Raw genomic sequence first — 16,722 nt, forward strand, 5'->3', positions numbered from 1 at the left:
CTAGTGCCTCACTCTGCCGGCTTGTCGCCAAGCTTCGACTCCGGGCGCCAGCCCGTCGCGAGCTTCTTCGACTGAGCAATCCAGTCGTCACGCAGCGCCCGGCCCTTGAAGCCGGTCAGCCGCGCATCGACCCAGGCGAGCTCCGCCGGTGTCCATTTGGCGATCTGGTCGTAATGCCAGATGCCCATCTCGTTGAGCATCTTGCCAAGCTTCGGCCCGACGCCCCAGATCAGTTCGAGATCGTCGCCCTTGCCGTCGCGCGCGGCGGTCAGCAGTTCGGGCTTGCTCTCGTCGGTCGCGGCGGCTTTGTCCGCTCCCGCGGGCTTGGCAGCCTCGGCGACATCCTTCTTCTCGACCTTGCCCTTGGCAGCCGGCGTGTCGTTCGCAGCGCTGGAGGGCTGGGCCGGCGCCGAAGGCTGCGGGCGGGCGGCGGCGGCCGTCTCTGTGGCGGGCTTCTCGGCAACGGCGGCCGGGGTCGCCTCGGCCTTTTTGGCCTCGGCTTCGGCGGCCTTCTTGGCTTCTGCCTCGGCGGCAGCCTTGGCGGCTGCGGCTTCGGCGGCAGCCTTGCGCTGCTCGGCGATGCGCTTCTGCCAGTCGCCGGCGCCGATCATCGAGCCGTCATAGAGGGCCTTGTCGGTCAGGGTCTGCGGACCACCTTCCGGCTCGGAGCCGGTGCGGCCGTTCTGCGGGCCGGGCTTGGTGGCGCGGCCGTTGCGGAGATCGTCGAGAAGCTGGCGGAAATTCGCCGGCGTCAGGTCCTCGTAGTAATCGACATTGATCTGCGCCATCGGGGCGTTGCAGCAGGCGCCAAGGCACTCGACTTCGAGCCAGGAGAGCTTGCCGTCGGCGGTCACGGTCGATTGCGGGCCGATGACGTCCTCGCAGACCTTCTTCAGCGCTTCCGCACCACGAAGCGCGCAGGGCGTCGTGCCGCAGAGCTGGACGAAGAACTCGCCGACCGGCTGCAGGTTGAACATCGTGTAGAAGGTCGCGACCTCCAGCACGCGCATCGGCGCCATGCCCAAGCGCTTGGCGACGGTCTCGATCACGGCGCGCGAGACCCAGCCCTCCTGCTCCTGCGCCTTCCACAGCAGCGGAATGACGGCGGAAGCCTGGCGGCCTTCGGGGTACTTGGCGATCTGCTGGTCGATCCAGTTCTCGTTCGCCGCAGTGAAGGCGAAGGAGGCCGGTTGGATAGGATCAGGTGCGAGACGACGGACGGACATTCGGCTTTCTCAACCCTGGCAATAGCTTCGATATTGGGCGGCGGCACGCGGCAGAGCCGGCACACAACGCCCATAATTCGGATCCTGGCCGCCGCAGCTGCAGCTGAAGACCGGATCCGTACAACGGCGGACATAAATCCAGGAGCACCAGCTCACATAGCCGGGCTGATCCTTGGCAACATAGCGAAATCCGGCCTTCTCAAGCTGCTGATAGGTCGGACGGCCCTGCGCCGACGCGCCACTCGCGGCGATCGCGCACCCAACCAGACCCATCAAGGCAGCGGCCAATCTCACCGATCGACCTCCCCGAACACGATGTCCAGCGAGCCGAGGATCGCGGAGACGTCGGCGAGCATGTGCTTGCGGCACATGAAATCCATGGCCTGGAGATGGGCGAAGCCCGGGGCCTTGATCTTGCAGCGATAGGGCTTGTTGGTGCCGTCGGAGACCAGATAGACGCCGAACTCGCCCTTCGGGGCCTCGACCGCGGCATAGACCTCGCCGGCCGGCACCTTGTAGCCCTCGGTATAGAGCTTGAAATGGTGGATCAGCGCTTCCATCGAGCGCTTCATCTCGCCACGCTTGGGCGGCACGACCTTGCCGTCGAGCGAGGAGACCGGGCCGCCGCCATCTGGCGCCAGCAGCTTCTCGCAGCACTGCTTCATGATGCGCACCGACTGGCGCATCTCTTCCATGCGGATGTGATAGCGGTCGAAGCAGTCGCCGTTCTTGCCGACGGGGATGTCGAATTCCATCTCCTCGTAGCATTCGTAGGGCTGCGACTTGCGCAGATCCCAGGGCGCGCCGGAGCCGCGCACCATCACGCCCGAAAAGCCCCATTTCCAGCAGGTCTCGAGATCGACGACGCCGATATCGACGTTGCGCTGCTTGAAGATGCGGTTGTCGGAGAGCAAGCCCTCAAGGTCGTCGCAGACCTTGAGGAAGGGATCGCACCATTCGGCGATGTCGTGGATCAGCGAAACCGGCAGGTCCTGATGGACGCCGCCGGGGCGGACATAGGCCGCATGCATGCGCGCGCCGCAGGCACGCTCATAGAAGACCATCAGCTTCTCGCGCTCCTCGAAGCCCCAGAGCGGGGGCGTGAGCGCGCCGACATCCATCGCCTGCGTGGTCACGTTGAGGATGTGCGAGAGGATGCGGCCGATCTCGGAATAGAGCACGCGGATGAGCTGGCCACGGCGCGGCACCGTGATGCCGAGCAGGCGCTCGACCGCGAGCGCGAAGGCATGCTCCTGATTCATCGGCGCGACATAGTCGAGCCGGTCGAAATAAGGCACGGCCTGGAGATAGGTCTTGGCCTCGATCAGCTTCTCGGTGCCGCGATGCAGCAGGCCGATATGCGGATCGACGCGCTCGACCACCTCGCCGTCGAGCTCCAGCACCAGGCGCAGCACGCCGTGCGCAGCCGGATGCTGCGGGCCGAAATTGATCGAGAAATTGCGGATGTTGTGCTCGGTCATGCCGTGCCGCCCTGCTTTGCCGCGACGCGGGCCAGGAACTCGTCCCCGGTCAGTCGTGGCCGCTCGCCGGCAAACGCATAGAGCGCCGGCTTGTCATCAATGAAGATCTCCGCGACGAAGTCGAAGGACGATTGGTCGTCGAAGGCCTGGAAGGCCACCGCGACATGGCCGTCCGCACCTTCGCGCAGGCGCCAGAACAGGCTCGACCCGCAGGTCTTGCAGAAGACCCGCTCACCCCAGTCGGACGACGGATAGACCTCGAGCGCCTGCTCATCCGCCACGGACACGCCGGAGCACGGCACCGCCATGAAGACGCCGCCGCTCCATTTCCGGCACATGCCGCAATGGCAGACATCCATCTCCTGCTTCTCGGGCGTCGCGGTGAAGCGCACCGCGCCGCAGAGACAGCCGCCGGACAGGGTTTGGTGGCCTGACGCCATCACGCCCCCTTCGCCTTCTCGTCGCCCGGCAGCACGTAATCCGTGCCTTCCCAGGGCGAGAGGAAATCGAAGTTGCGGAATTCCTGGTTGAGCTTCACCGGCTCGTACACGACGCGCTTCTGCTCGTCGTCATAGCGAACCTCGACGAAGCCGGTCAGCGGGAAGTCCTTGCGCAGCGGATAGCCCTCGAAGCCGTAATCGGTGAGGATGCGGCGCAAATCCGGATGGCCGGTGAACAGGATGCCGTAGAAATCGTAGGCCTCGCGCTCGAACCAGTTGGCCGCCGGGAAGACGTCGACGACGGAGGGAACCGGCGTCGCCTCGTCAGTCTGGACCTTGACGCGGATGCGCCGGTTATGGTGCGGCGCGAGCAGGTGATAGACGACGTCGAAGCGCTTCTCGCGGCCGGGATAGTCGGCCCCGGCGATGTCGGTGAAGTTCACGAAACGGAAGCGCGGGTCGCTGTAGAGCGTGCGCAGAACCTCGACGATCGAAGCCGCTTCGGCATGGATCGTCAGCTCCCCGAAAGCGACGACCGCTTCCGTGACCGCGCCGGGCAGCGCAGCCATGATCTCTTCACCGAGCTTTTCGAGCGCTTCGCTCATCGTCTCACCTTCATCGCCTGCAGCATCGACACAAAGAACGCTCAGCGCTCGATCGTGCCGGTGCGCCGGATCTTCTTCTGCAGCAGCAGCACGCCGTAGAGCAGCGCCTCGGCCGTCGGCGGGCAGCCCGGAACGTAGATGTCGATCGGGACGATGCGATCGCAGCCGCGGACCACCGAATAGCTGTAGTGGTAGTAGCCGCCGCCATTGGCGCAGGAGCCCATCGAGATGACGTAGCGCGGTTCCGGCATCTGGTCGTAGACCTTGCGCAGGGCCGGAGCCATCTTGTTGGTCAGCGTGCCCGCCACGATCATCACGTCGGACTGGCGCGGTGAGGCGCGCGGCGCGAAGCCGAAGCGCTCGACATCGTAGCGCGGCATCGAGAGCTGCATCATCTCGACGGCGCAGCAGGCCAGGCCGAAGGTCATCCACATCAGCGAGCCGGTGCGGGCCCAGTTGATCAGATCGTCCGTCGCGGTGACGAGGAAGCCCTTGTCGGCCAGCTCGTTGTTGATCTCGACGAAGAAGGGATCACGCGCCCCGACGGGCTTGCCGTCCGGACCGAGCAAACCCCTCGGCGCCTGCGCGACGAGCGGATCACCACGATCGATCGCTGTGACTGCCATGTCCTAATCCTCGTGAACGTCTAGTCTGCCTGACAGAAAACGGAAAACCGCCTCACGATCAGGTCAGTCCCACTCCAGCGCGCCCTTGCGCCACTCGTAGATGAAACCCACGGTGAGCACGCCGAGAAAGACCATCATCGACCAGAAACCATACCAGCCGAGCCCGCCGAAGGCGACGGCCCAGGGGAACAGGAACGCGACCTCGAGATCGAAGATGATGAAGAGAATCGCGACCAGGTAGAACCGCACGTCGAACTTCATGCGCGCATCGTCGAAAGCGTTGAAGCCGCATTCGTAAGCCGAGAGCTTTTCGGCGTCAGGCTTCGAATAGGCGATCGCGAAGGGGGCGATCAGCAGCGCCAGGCCGATCACCGCCGAGACGCCGATGAACAGCACCAGCGGCAGGTAGTCGGTCAGAAGGGAATGCACCGGAAGAGCTTGCATCGTCGAACTCGCTTCGCGCGGCCGCACAACGGCTCACCGCCCCGTTCGCTTAGACCCTCGATTAGAATGAAGCAAGACTCCGCCGCGCCGCACAATCGCGTGGGCGGGTTGTATGCGACGCAGGATGCGGCAAAATCGCACCGCCTCCGCTCTCCCTCCCACGGCCATGAGGCAAAATTCGGCCGGAAGCGCGTATTTTTCGCGTTGGGAACCCACAGCAATTCGTTCACCCTGCCCGAATCGCCCGCGGGCGGACGCTTTTTTGAAAGGCCCTCCATGCGCTCCCCCTCCCGGCCATCCTGCGGCGCAACACCGCGCGGAGCCCGGCCGGCGTGAAGCCGCTCGCCTGCCTGCCGGCGAGCCTGGCGCTCGTCGTAGCCCTGCTCCTTGCCGCCGAAGCGCGCGCCCAGGACGGTCAAAGCGTGCTCGCGCCCCAGCCGCCGCAACGTCCCTTCGATCTCGATCTGGCAGGCACGCCGAAACTGCCGCCGATCGTCGTGCCACCCGCGCCGCGCCCGGCGCAGGAGACGCCGGCAAGCCCCGCCGTCGCAGAGACGCCGCCGGCCGCGCCATCGACGGAAACGCCCGCAGCCGGCGGAACGCCCGCATCGGAAACACCGCCCGCAGAGGGCACCGCGCCCATGGCCGACGGGCCGGACGAGGATGAGGGGCCGGAATGGCCGAAGCTCACCCCCGGGCAGAAGGCCGGCGCGGAGCCGGCATTCGACCCGAACGAGAAGGCCGACCGGCCCGGCATCTCCACCGATCCAGGCACGTCGACCGCCTGCCTGCCGCAGCGGCTGAAGCTGATTCTCGGCAAGATCGTCGACAGGTATGGCGCGGTGAAGGTGACCTCGACCTGGCGGCCGCCCTGGCGGGCGCGGCGCGGCTCCTATCACAAGCGCTGCGAGGCGATGGATTTCCGCGTGCCCGGCGTGAAGCCGCGCGTCGTGCTGGAATGGGCGCGGTCACTGCCGGAGGTCGGCGGCAACCAAGTCTACTGGAACGGGCTGATCCATATCGACACCGGGCCGCGCCGACCCTGGTGAGTCGGCGCGGCAATGGCCCGGGCCAGCCTGTCGGTCAGGCCCCGGCCCTGGTCGCGAGGATGAACAGGCGGGGGAAGCGCAGCAGCACCTTGCCGTCCGGCTCAACCGGATAGGCAGGCGCGATCCGCTCCTTGTAGCGTGCAAGGAAGCCCTCGCGCTCATCCGCAGGCAGCGGGTCGAGATAGGGCTTCAGAGCGGTGCTCTTGAACCATTCGACGATCGCGTCATGGCCAGCCAGCGCGTGGACATAGGTGGTCTGCCAGAGATCGACGGTGCAGCCGACCGCCGCGAGCCAGCGGCGATAATCAGAGAAACTGCCCATCGGCGCCCGCGCTGCGGCGGCCTCGACGAGACGCCCCGCCCAGGGCCCTTCCGCCGCGGTCTCGGCCATGGCGACGTGAGAGGGCTCGGCGAGATTGTTCGGCATCTGCACGGCGAGCTGGCCGCCGGGCTTCAGCGCACCCGCGAGCCGGGGAAACAGGCTCGCATGGTCCGGCAGCCATTGCAGCACCGCATTGGCGAAGATCAAATCGTAGTCAGGGCCGGCCGACCAATCGTCGAGATTCGCCAGCACGAAGGAGAGCTGCGGCAAGCGCTTGCGCGCCTTTTCGATCATGTCGGGCGAGGAATCGAGCCCCGTCACCTCGGCATCGGGAAAGCGGGCCGCGACGAGCTCCGTGCTGTTGCCGGGGCCGCAGCCGAGATCGATGCACCGCGTCGGCGCCCGAAGCCCGACGCGCTGGATCAGATCGAGCGGCGGGCGCGTCCGCTCGTCCTCGAAGCGCAGATACTGATTGGCATCCCAGTCGGCTTTGGCAGACATGTCGCATTCCATTCCCTGCTGCGCCGCCATGGGACGGCGGCGCACTCTACAATAGCGGGCCGCATGCCGTGTCCAGCCCGATATCGCAGCGCCTTGTTCTTCGGGCGCGGTTCGCCGCTCAGTGGCTCTCGCCGTGCTTCAGGATCTGGCCGAGGAATTTGCGGGTGCGCTCGTTTTGCGGCGCCGAGAAGAACGATTCGGGCGGCGCGACCTCGACGATCTCGCCAGCGTCCATGAAGATCACCCGGTCGGCGACCTTGCGGGCAAAGCCCATCTCATGGGTGACGCAGAGCATGGTCATGCCGCTCTCGGCGAGCTCGACCATGACGTCGAGCACCTCGCTGACCATTTCGGGGTCGAGCGCCGAAGTCGGTTCGTCGAACAGCATGATCTTGGGGTTCATGCAGAGCGAGCGGGCGATGGCGACGCGCTGCTGCTGGCCGCCGGAGAGCTGGACCGGATATTTGTTGGCCTGCTCCGGGATATGGACGCGCTCCAGAATCCTGCGGGCGTTCGCCTCGGCCTCAGCCTTCGCAATGCCGCGCACCTTCATCGGCGCCAGCGTGCAGTTCTCCAGCGCGGTCAGATGCGGGAACAGGTTGAAGCTCTGGAAGACCATGCCGATCTCGCGGCGGATGTCCTCGATGCCCTTCAGCCCGGCATGGACCGTCGTGCCGTCGATGACGATATCGCCCTTCTGATGCTCTTCGAGCTGGTTCAGGCAGCGGATCAGGGTCGACTTGCCGGAGCCGGAGGGCCCGCAGATGACGATGCGCTCGCCGCGCGAGACGGTGAGGTCGATATCGCGCAGCACATGGAAGTCGCCATAGAATTTGTCGACATGACGCATCTCGATGATCACGTCGCCGATCTCATGGTCGCCGGCGGAGGGAGCGGTCGCGGACATCTGCAAAAGCCGTTCTGGTTCGATTGGAGATGCGCCCGGCACAGGACCGGGCGCATCCGGTTTCAGAAGCCGTCAGGCCCCGTGAGCGATCACCACTTGGTGCCTTCGAACTGCGGCATCGGCGGCAGCTTCGGCAGTGGCATGCCGAACCATTTCTGGTTGATCTTGGACAGTTCGCCGTTGCCCTCGATCTCGGCGATGAACTTGTTCGAGAACTCGGCCAGGGCGGTATCGGCCTTGCGGAAGGCCATGCCGTTGGCCTGTTCCTTGAGCGTGATCTTGGGTTCGATGCCGAGCTGCGGATAATCCTTGTTGAGCTGGGCGAGGATGGTGTTGCTGGCGCCCATGCCCTGGACCTGCCCGGAGATCAGGGCCTGAAGCGCGGTCGCGTCGTCGTCATAGCGCTTCAGCGGGGTACCGGGAGGGGCGACATTGCTGATCGCGATGTCCTGCGTCGAGGCGCGCGCGACGCTGATCGTGACGTTCTTCAGGTCTTCCGGCGTCTTGACGTTCAGGCTCTTGGGGGCCAGCACATAGATCGTCAGCGTGCTGTAGGGGTTGGAGAACAGCACCTGCTTCTGGCGCTCGGGGGTGATGCCGAAGGTGGCGATCAACAGATCGACCTTGTTGGTCAGCAGATAAGGGATGCGGTTGGGACCGGTGACCGGGACGAGCTCGAGCTTGACGCCGAGCGCCTTGGCCATCAGCGCCGCGACATCGGCGTCGTAGCCGGCCGGCTGCTGCTGGGCGTCGGTGCCGCCGAAGGGCGGGTAGTCGGTCAGCACGCCGACCATCAGCTTGCCGCGGGCCTTGATCTCGTCAGGGGTAGCGGCCTGCGCCGGGGCGACGTTGAGCGCGGCGGCGGCAAGGCCGGCGAAGACCAGCGTGCCGAGGCCGCGGCGGCAAATCGATTTAAACAGGGACATGGGGACGTTCTCCTCTGGGACAGGCTGAATTGCATCGCCGCCTTCAGCGGGCGGCGACGAGGAGCTTTTGCTCCATCCTTTTGCTGTAGGCCGAGAGCGGCCTGCAGATGACGTAATAGAGCAGCGCGACGAGCGCGAAGACCGTGAACGGCCGGAAGGTCGCGTTGTTGATGATCTGCGCCGCGCGTGTCAGCTCGACGAAGCCGATGATCGAGGCGAGCGAGGTGCCCTTGATGAGCTGCACCAGGAAGCCGATCGTCGGGGGAATCGCGATGCGGACGGCCTGCGGCGCGATGACGAGCATCATCTTCGGCCAGTAGCGCAGGCCGAGCGAGGTCGCCGCTTCCCATTGTCCGCGCGGCACGACCTCGATGGCGCCGCGCCAGATCTCGCCGAGGAAGGCGCTGGCATGCAGCGACAGGCCGAGCGCCGCCGCCGTCCAGGGGTCGACCGACCAGCCGAACAGCCCCGGCACGAAGAAGGCGAGGAAGAGCTGCATCAGCAGCGGCGTGCCCTGGAAGAGCTTGATGTAGCCAGCCGAGGCGAAGCGCAGCCATTTGTATTCGCCGCTGCGGGCGAGCGCGACCAGCGCCCCGCCCAGCGCGCCGCCGAGGAAGGCGACGAGCGAGAGCAGCAGCGTCCAGCGCACCGCCATGATGATGTAGATGATGTCGCCTGATCCGAGTGTGCGCATGTCGTCACCTCACCGGGTTGGCTTGCGCAGGAAGGCGCGTTCGATCCCGGCGAAGACCGTCCAGAAGAAGACGGAGAGGCCGAGATACAGGCAGGTGGCGACGAAATAGACCTCGAAGCTGCGGAAGGTGCGCGACTGGATGTCGCCCGCCACCGCCGTCAATTCGCTCGCCGCGATCGCCGAGCAGACGCTGGTGTTCAGCATCAGCAGGATGAACTGGCTCGTCAGCGAAGGGTAGATCGCCTGGATCGCCGGCTTCAGGATGATGTAGCGGAAGATCTGGAGCGGGCGCATGCCCAGCGACTTGCCCGCCTCGACCTGGCCCTTCTGGATGCTCTCGATGCCGGCGCGGATGATCTCGATGCCATAGGCGCCAACATTCACCACCAGCGCCAGCAGCGCCGCCGTGTTCGAGGACATCTTCAGGCCCATCGAGGGCAGGCCGAAATAGATCATGAAGATCTGGATCAGAAACGGGGTATTGCGGATCAGCTCGATATATTCGTCGATGATCCGGACCAGCCATTTCGGCCCCGAAGTCTTGCCGAGCGCGCCGGCGACCGAAACCACCATGCCGATCGCCATCGCCAGTGCCGACAGGACCAGCGAATTGAGCAACCCCTGCAGCAGCTCGGGCCACGCCGCGAAGACGTCGGCGAAATCGAATTCATAGCTCATGCGGGCCGCCCGTTCCGGGTGGCGAAAGCAGGGCTGCCTTCATATGCCTTCCTCATCAATCCTCCCGGCCGGCCGGGCCGCCGGTTCTCGCCCGGGGCCGCAGCAGAATCCCTACAATCGCGGAATCAGCAAGCCGCCATCGGCGTTGATCACTGTTCCAGTCGCATAGGCGAACTGTCCACCCGTCAGGGCGGCGACGACCGCTGCGACATCTTCGCCCTCGCCCCAGCGGCCGGCGGGAATCAGCCCCTCGGCGATGCGCGCATCGTATTTCGCGGCGACCTTTGCGGTCATGTCAGTGCGGATCACGCCCGGCCTGACCTCGAAGACCGGAATCCCCTCCGGCGCGAGCCTGACGGCGAGCGCCTTCGCCCACATCGAGAGGCCGAGCTTGGAGACGCAGTACTGCGCCCGGTCGATCGAGACCAGCTCGGTCGAGGCCGAGGTGATGAAGACGATGGCCGGGCGTTCCGGCCTGTCCGCGAGCATGGTCTTGGCCACCTCCTGGCTCAGGAAGGCGGCGCCGCGCAGGTTGACGTCCATGACGACGTCGAAACTCTGCGGCGTGATCTCCAGCATGTCGCCGCGTACCGGCGCGCCGATGCCAGCATTCGAGACGAAAACATCGAGCCGGCCGCACAGCTTTCTGACGTTCGCCACGAGGTCGGCATGGCTCGCGACCGCCGCGACATCGTGCCTGAAGAACCGAGCCGTGGCGCCCGCCGCCTCGAAGAGCTTCAACGCCTCGCTCGCGGCCTCGTCCTCGGCGATATCGGTGAAGGCGATGTCATGGCCCGCCTTGGCGAGCGCGACGCCGATGGCGCGGCCGATGCCGCGCCTTGCGCCGGTGATCAGGGCGACGGGACGGCTCATCTCATTCTCCCCGGTATTGCGGCGTGCGCTTCTGCTGGAAGGCCGCGACGCCCTCCTTCACATCCTCGGTGTAGGAGACGAGCGAACTCGCCAGCGTCTCCATGATCGCGGCGCTGTCCTCGCCCTCGGCCGCGTTGATGAGCTGCTTGACGACGAGGTTCGCCACGGGCCCGCGCTGGCAGACGCGCTCGGCCATGGCCTGCGCGGCCGCGAGCGCCCCGCCCTTCTCCACAACCTGATCGACGATGCCGAGCGAAAGCGCCGTCTCGGCAGTGACGATCTCGCCGGTCAATGCAAGCCGGCGCGCCACCTGCCCGCCGAGCCGCCTGACCAACCGCTGCGTGCCCGACCAGCCGGGAATCATGCCGAGCCCGCTCTCGGGCAGGCCGATCTTGGCCTGCGCCTCGCAGATGCGGATATCGGCGGTGACGGCGAGCTCGAGCCCGCCGCCGAGCGCGTGGCCATTCATCGCGGCGATGACCGGCGGCTTCATCCGCGCGAGCTTGTCGAAGACGCGATGGCCGGAGCGGACCCAGCCCTGCCCCATCTCCAGCGGCGATAGCCCGCCCCAGGCGACGATGTCGCCGCCGGCGCAGAAGGCCTTGCCCTCGGCCGTCAGGATGACGGCACGGACTGAGCGGTCGGCGTCAATGGTGTCAGCAAAGCGGCCGAGCAGGCCGACCATGACGTCGTCGAGCGCGTTGAGCTTTTCGGGCCGGGCGAGCGTGATCGTCGCAATGCCCTGGGCGATGTCGAGGCGGACGGGATCGCTCATGCCGCCCTCGCCGGAACCTCGAGGCCGATCAGCGCCTCATTGAACAAGGCCGCATCCATCAGCTTCGGTGGCTTGGGCACGAGCAGCGGGAACTCGCTCTGGCTGAGGACATCGCGCTCAAGGTCAACGCCGGGCGCGATCTCGGTGACGACGATGCCGTCCGCCGTCAGCTTCATCACGCAACGCTCGGTGACATAGGTTACATCCTGACCCTGTGCGACGGCGCGGGGACCGGAGAACGAAATATGTTCAACGGCTTCGACCAGCTTCTTCACCTTGCCCTCCTTCTCGATGACGAGCTTGCCCTCAGTGATGGCGAGCTTGGCCGCAGCGCTGAAATAGCCGGAGAAGACGATGCGCTTGGCCCGGGCGGTGATGTCGATGAAGCCGCCGGCGCCAGCGGTGACATGCGGACGCACGCCAAGCTTGGAGACGTTGACGCAGCCCTGCCTGTCGATCTGCAGGAAGGAGAGCAGCGATAGGTCGAAGCCCGCTCCCTGGAAATAGGTGAACTGGTAGGGGGAGGGCACGATGGCCTCGGCATTGGAAGCGCAGCCGAACTGGAATTCGAGCAGCGGCACGCCGCCGACGGCGCCCTGCTCGATCACCCAGGTGACGGCGCCGTGCTGGCCTTCCTCGATCAGGATGCGCGGGACATTGGCCGAGATGCCGAAGCCGATATTGACCGCGTCGCCGTAACGCAGTTCCTGCGCGACCCGACGCGCGATCACTTTGGCGACGTCGAAGGCCGGCGTCTCGAAGCTCGATAGCGGCCGGCGCACCTCGCCGGAGATGGCGGGGTCGTAGACCGTCTGCGTCGTCTGCATCTGGTCGGGCGCGACCACGATGGCGTCGACGAGGATACCAGGCACGAAGACCGCTTGCGTGTTGAGGCTGCCGGCCTCGACCACGCGCTTCACCTGCGCGATGACGATGCCGCCATTGTTGCGCACGGCCAGCGCCTGATCGAGCGGGCCGAGATAGCCGCCCTCATGCTCGTAGGAGAGATTGCCGCGCTCATCGGCTGTGGTGGCGCGGATGATCGCGACCTTCGGTACGATGCTGCGGAAATAGAGCCAGTCCTCGCCGTCGAACGCGACGCGGCTGACAATCGGCTCGGCCATGGCCCGCGCGTTCATGGCGCAGCCCTGGTGCTTGGGATCGACGAAGGTGTCCATGCCGATCTTGGTCAGCACGCCCGGGCGCTTGGCGGCGGCTTCGCGATGCATGTCGAACAGGATGCCGCTCGGGATGTTGTAGGCCGGGATCTCGTTACCCGTGACCATCTTCCAGATCGCTGGCGGCTCGGCCGAGGACGGGCCGGACGGGTAGGAACCGCCCATGATCCGGGCCAGCAGGCCGGGCTTGGCGATGTGGTCGACGCCCTTGACGCCCCACATGTCGCCGGCCGCGATCGGGTGCAGCGTCGTCAGGTTGCGGGGATGGCCTGAGGCGTCGAAGCGCCGGCCGATTGCCGCGAGCACGGCGTCCGGGCAGCCGAGGCCGGAGGAGGACGAGACGGTGACGATCGCCTCGTCCGGGATCAGGGCGGCGGCTTCGTCGGCGGAGAGGATGCGGGGAAAAGCCATGTTTCTTGTCTCTTCGAGGTTTCAGCCGGCGGCGGCGAGCGCGCGCTGATAGGCGCCGCAGGATTCGCGAATGACGAGGTTGGCGGGGCCGATGAAGCTTTCGGGCTCCGCGGCGGGGTCATTGATCTGCTTCAGCAGCAGCGCGGCGGCGCGCTCGCCCAAGCCCACGGGATCGACTGCGACGGTGGTCAGAGCCGGCGAGACATGGCGCGCCTCGCTGGTGTCGTCGAATCCGACGATGGCGATATCGCGCCCGACGACGAGGCCGTGGCGCGCCGCCGCCAGCATCGCGCCGATGGCGGTGACGTCGTTGTAGCAGACCACCGCTGTCGGCCGGTCGGCGAGCGAGAGCACGGCGCTCATCGCGCCGAAGCCGCCATCGCGCGTCGGCATGCTTTCGAGGTTGAGCGCCGGATCGACATTGCGCCCGGTCGCCTCCATCGCAGCGAGGAAGCCGCCATGCCGCTCCTGCCGCACCACCATCGAATGCATGCCGCCGAGAAAGGCGATGCGCTCATGGCCAAGATTGATGAGATGGCGGGTGATGCGGCTCGCCCCCGCCAGATTTTCCGGCACGACATGGCTCACAGCCACATCCGGCAGGCGGCGGATCGCCACCAGCAGGGCGGTACCGGCAGCCCTGACCCAGTCGAGATGCTCAGGCCGCGTATCCAGCGCCGGGCAAAGGATGATACCGCCGGCGCCGTGCTCGCGCATCATCCGCATCACCTGCTCCTGGCGCACCACGCTTTCGGCGGTGTTGGCCATGAAGGCGACATAGCCCGCCATCTGCAGGACCTTCTCCACGCCGATCGCGAATTCCGCGAAGAACGGGTTGGAGAGATCGTTGAGGACGAGCCCGACGATGCGGGACTGCGCATTGCGCAGATTGGCGGCGCCGCGATTATAGACGTAGCCGAGCCGGTCCATCGTCTCAAGGACGTGCTGGCGCGTCTCGGGCTTGACCGCGCCGCGGCCGGTGAGGACGAGCGAGACCGTCGATTTCGAGACGCCGGCGGCGTCCGCGATCTCGATGATCGTCACCTTCTTCTTGGTATCTTGGCCCTTGCTGCCCTGCGGCTGCGGCATCGTTTCGTCCCGGGGTGCATCGCGTTGTTCTTTTCTTGGAACGTTCCATTATCAGTGAATGAGAAGCCAAGCAATATCCTCTTTCAAAGGATTTATGCCGGCTGTATAAGGCTCGAAACACGTTTCTGAAATTGGAACGTTCCAATAAACGATTTGGAGGAAGCGATGGCCGAGATCACCCTGCCCCGCTCGGACGGCAGCAGCGAGCGTTACAGGCTTTCGCCGCCTTCGCCTTTTCCGCGCACGGCAAAGGCCAACGGCATCCGCACCGTCTATGCCGCCGCCCATGTCGTCGCCGCCCCGCTGAAGCAGCAGGAGCCCTGGCGCGTCCAGGCCGTGGATTGGGATGCGACGCTCGCCTTCCGCCGCCATCTCTGGGGCCTCGGCTTCAAGATCGCCGAGGCGATGGACACCTCCCAGCGCGGCATGGGGCTGGACTGGCCCAACGCCGCCGAACTGATCGCCCGCTCGCTGGCCGAGGCCAAGGCGACGCCGGGCGCCGACCTCGCCTGCGGCGCCGGCACCGACCAGCTCGATCCGCAGGTCGCGCGCAGCCTCGACGATGTCATCCGCGCCTATGAGGAGCAGATCGGCCATGTCGAGAAGCACGGCGGCAAGATCATCCTGATGGCGAGCCGCGCGCTTTGTCGCGTCGCGAAGGGACCGGACGATTATCTCGCCGTCTATGGCCGCCTGATCCGGCAGTGCCGCGGCAAGGTGATCCTGCACTGGCTCGGCGAGATGTTCGACCCGGCGCTCGCCGGCTACTGGGGCAACCGCGATTTCGAGCCGGCGATGGAGACGGTGCTCACCCTGATCCGCGAGCACGCCGACAAGATCGACGGCATCAAGATCTCGCTGCTCGACGCCGGCAAGGAGATCGCGATGCGCCGCCGCCTGCCGGAAGGCGTGGTCATGTATACCGGCGACGACTTCAACTATGCGGAGCTGATCGCCGGTGACGTGCAAGGCTTCTCGCACGGTTTGCTCGGCATCTTCGATCCGATCGCACCGGCCGCAGCGGCTGCCTTCGCGAAGCTGGAAGCGGGCGACCGCGCCGGCTTCCACGCGATCCTCGATCCCACGGTCGCGCTCTCGCGCCGGCTCTTCGAGGCGCCGACGCAGCACTACAAATGCGGCGTCGTCTTCCTCGCCTGGCTGAACGGCTTCCAGAGCCATTTCCGCATGGTCGGCGGCGCCGAATCCGCGCGCGGCATCCTGCATTACGCCGATCTCTTCCGCCTCGCCGACCAGTCCGGGCTGTTCTTCGAGCCGGAATTGGCAGCGCGCCGCATGGCACATCTCTGCGCCCTCAGCGGCGTTGCCTGAGGAGGAAAGCCATGCACGCCCCCTTGCTCGACGCCGAAATCTACGACCAGATCCGTGAGACCGCCCGGCGCTTCGCCGAGGAAATCGTCAGGCCCGCCGCCAACGATCTCGACCGCGACGAGACCTTTCCCGCCGAGATTTACCGCCAGATGGGCGCGCTCGGCCTGTTCGGCATCACCGTGCCGGAGGCACATGGTGGTGCCGGCCTCGACACCTACGCCTATGCCATCGTGATGGAGGAATTGTCGCGCGGCTATGCCTCTGTCGCCGACCAGTGCGGCCTCGTCGAGTTGATCGGCACGCTGCTGACCCGCTACGGCACGCCCGAGCAGCTCAAGCGCCTGCCCGATATCCTCGCCGGCAAGACGCGCGTCGCCTATTGCCTGACCGAGGCCGAGGCCGGCTCGGACCTCTCCAATGTCCGCACCACCGCGCGCGAGACAGCCGACGGCTATATCATCGACGGCGGCAAGCTCTGGATCCACAACGCGCCGGTCGCCGATCTCGGCTTCGTGCTGGCCTCGACCGATCCCGCCGCCGGCCATCGCGGCATGAGCATCTTCCTGGTCGATCTGCATGCGCCAGGCGTCTCGCGCGGGCCGAAGGAGCACAAGATGGGCCAGCGCGCCAGCCAGGTCGGCGCGCTCAATTTCGATGGCGTCGTGGTGCCGCGCGAGGCTCTGCTCGGCCCGAAGGGGCGCGGCTTCCACATCATGATGAGCGTGCTGGAGAAGGGCCGCGTCGGCATCGCCTCGCTGGCGGTCGGCATCGCCCAGGCCGGGCTGGAGGCGGCGCTAGCCTATGCCCGCGACCGGCGCCAGTTCGGCAAGCCGATCCTCGACAATCAGGGCCTGCAGTGGATGCTGGCCGATATGGCCAAGGACATCGCCGCCGCCCGCGCGCTGGTCGAGCGCGCCGCCTTGCTGATCGATCATGAGAAGCCTGCGACATCTGCCTCCTCGATGGCAAAATGCTTCGCCAGCGACATGGCGGTGGCGCAGACGGCGAACGCCGTGCAGGTCTTCGGCGGCTCCGGCTATATCCGCGGCTTCGAGGTCGAGCGGCTCTATCGCGACGCCAAGATCACGCAGATCTACGAGGGCACCAACCAGATCCAGCGCACCATCATCGCCAAGGAATTGATCAGGAACGGCGCCTGACGCTTCGG

At 66.2% G+C, this 16,722-nt stretch carries 18 protein-coding genes; 3 read left to right on the forward strand and 15 right to left on the reverse strand.

Features of this window, described 5'->3' with window-relative positions; all coding sequences use genetic code 11:
- Positions 1-8: 8 nt before the first annotated feature.
- From nuoE to GY40_RS23580, 6 genes are all read right to left on the reverse strand, one after another.
- On the reverse strand, positions 9-1,226 hold the full coding sequence (gene nuoE, locus GY40_RS23555) for an NADH-quinone oxidoreductase subunit NuoE (protein ID WP_038367711.1): 1,218 nt from the start codon (positions 1,224-1,226) through the stop codon (positions 9-11).
- Between the two features lie 290 nt (positions 1,227-1,516).
- Positions 1,517-2,707 carry an NADH-quinone oxidoreductase subunit D gene (locus tag GY40_RS23560; RefSeq protein WP_038367714.1) on the reverse strand — a complete coding sequence of 397 codons (1,191 nt, stop codon included), beginning with the start codon at positions 2,705-2,707 and terminating at the stop codon, positions 1,517-1,519.
- A complete protein-coding gene (locus tag GY40_RS23565; protein WP_038367716.1) occupies positions 2,704-3,147 on the reverse strand; it encodes a GFA family protein in 444 nt (147 codons plus the stop codon). The genes GY40_RS23560 and GY40_RS23565 overlap by 4 nt, the downstream gene beginning before the upstream one ends.
- The gene (locus GY40_RS23570; protein ID WP_051988451.1) at positions 3,147-3,752 is read right to left on the reverse strand and encodes an NADH-quinone oxidoreductase subunit C; all 606 of its coding nucleotides are present in this window, start codon (positions 3,750-3,752) and stop codon (positions 3,147-3,149) included. The genes GY40_RS23565 and GY40_RS23570 overlap by 1 nt, the downstream gene beginning before the upstream one ends.
- Before the next feature lie 41 nt (positions 3,753-3,793).
- Entirely contained in the window at positions 3,794-4,378 is a 585-nt protein-coding gene (locus GY40_RS23575) for a NuoB/complex I 20 kDa subunit family protein (protein WP_038367718.1), read from the reverse strand.
- A 63-nt stretch (positions 4,379-4,441) separates the two neighbouring features.
- The gene (locus tag GY40_RS23580; protein ID WP_038368706.1) at positions 4,442-4,807 is read right to left on the reverse strand and encodes an NADH-quinone oxidoreductase subunit A; all 366 of its coding nucleotides are present in this window, start codon (positions 4,805-4,807) and stop codon (positions 4,442-4,444) included.
- A gap of 347 nt (positions 4,808-5,154) precedes the next feature.
- Here GY40_RS23580 and GY40_RS23585 point away from each other — a divergent pair, with 347 nt between their 5' ends.
- Complete coding sequence (locus GY40_RS23585; protein WP_038367721.1) at positions 5,155-5,871, forward strand: DUF882 domain-containing protein; 717 nt, start codon at positions 5,155-5,157, stop codon at positions 5,869-5,871.
- Positions 5,872-5,905: 34 nt separating this feature from the next.
- Here GY40_RS23585 and tam read toward each other — a convergent pair whose 3' ends face one another.
- The 9 genes from tam to GY40_RS23630 form a co-directional block, all read right to left on the reverse strand.
- Positions 5,906-6,694: a trans-aconitate 2-methyltransferase gene (gene tam / locus GY40_RS23590; protein WP_038367722.1), complete on the reverse strand. Its 789-nt coding sequence runs from the start codon at positions 6,692-6,694 to the stop codon at positions 5,906-5,908.
- A 118-nt stretch (positions 6,695-6,812) separates the two neighbouring features.
- Positions 6,813-7,601 carry an amino acid ABC transporter ATP-binding protein gene (locus GY40_RS23595; RefSeq protein ID WP_081925630.1) on the reverse strand — a complete coding sequence of 263 codons (789 nt, stop codon included), beginning with the start codon at positions 7,599-7,601 and terminating at the stop codon, positions 6,813-6,815.
- A gap of 89 nt (positions 7,602-7,690) precedes the next feature.
- Complete coding sequence (locus GY40_RS23600; RefSeq protein ID WP_051988452.1) at positions 7,691-8,527, reverse strand: transporter substrate-binding domain-containing protein; 837 nt, start codon at positions 8,525-8,527, stop codon at positions 7,691-7,693.
- A 43-nt stretch (positions 8,528-8,570) separates the two neighbouring features.
- Complete coding sequence (locus GY40_RS23605) at positions 8,571-9,221, reverse strand: amino acid ABC transporter permease (protein WP_038367723.1); 651 nt, start codon at positions 9,219-9,221, stop codon at positions 8,571-8,573.
- Positions 9,222-9,230: 9 nt separating this feature from the next.
- A complete protein-coding gene (locus tag GY40_RS23610; protein ID WP_038367726.1) occupies positions 9,231-9,899 on the reverse strand; it encodes an amino acid ABC transporter permease in 669 nt (222 codons plus the stop codon).
- Positions 9,900-10,010: 111 nt separating this feature from the next.
- Positions 10,011-10,772 carry a 3-ketoacyl-ACP reductase gene (locus GY40_RS23615; protein WP_038367728.1) on the reverse strand — a complete coding sequence of 254 codons (762 nt, stop codon included), beginning with the start codon at positions 10,770-10,772 and terminating at the stop codon, positions 10,011-10,013.
- Position 10,773: 1 nt separating this feature from the next.
- Positions 10,774-11,547: an enoyl-CoA hydratase/isomerase family protein gene (locus GY40_RS23620; RefSeq protein ID WP_038367730.1), complete on the reverse strand. Its 774-nt coding sequence runs from the start codon at positions 11,545-11,547 to the stop codon at positions 10,774-10,776.
- Positions 11,544-13,136, reverse strand: coding sequence for an acyl CoA:acetate/3-ketoacid CoA transferase (locus tag GY40_RS23625; RefSeq protein ID WP_038367731.1), 1,593 nt, complete (start codon positions 13,134-13,136; stop codon positions 11,544-11,546). The genes GY40_RS23620 and GY40_RS23625 overlap by 4 nt, the downstream gene beginning before the upstream one ends.
- Positions 13,137-13,157: 21 nt before the next feature.
- Entirely contained in the window at positions 13,158-14,225 is a 1,068-nt protein-coding gene (locus GY40_RS23630; RefSeq protein WP_038367732.1) for a LacI family DNA-binding transcriptional regulator, read from the reverse strand.
- Positions 14,226-14,390: 165 nt separating this feature from the next.
- On the opposite strand from GY40_RS23630, the gene GY40_RS23635 reads away from it, so the two are divergent.
- Both GY40_RS23635 and GY40_RS23640 read left to right on the forward strand, forming a co-directional pair.
- Positions 14,391-15,554, forward strand: a complete 1,164-nt coding sequence (locus GY40_RS23635) for a dihydrodipicolinate synthase family protein (protein ID WP_038367735.1) — start codon at positions 14,391-14,393, stop codon at positions 15,552-15,554.
- A 23-nt stretch (positions 15,555-15,577) separates the two neighbouring features.
- Positions 15,578-16,714, forward strand: coding sequence for an acyl-CoA dehydrogenase family protein (locus GY40_RS23640; protein ID WP_156116094.1), 1,137 nt, complete (start codon positions 15,578-15,580; stop codon positions 16,712-16,714).
- Positions 16,715-16,722: the final 8 nt, after the last annotated feature.

The organism is Allobosea sp. UNC402CLCol (genome assembly GCF_000745475.1).
Taxonomy (GTDB): domain Bacteria; phylum Pseudomonadota; class Alphaproteobacteria; order Rhizobiales; family Beijerinckiaceae; genus Allobosea; species Allobosea spartocytisi.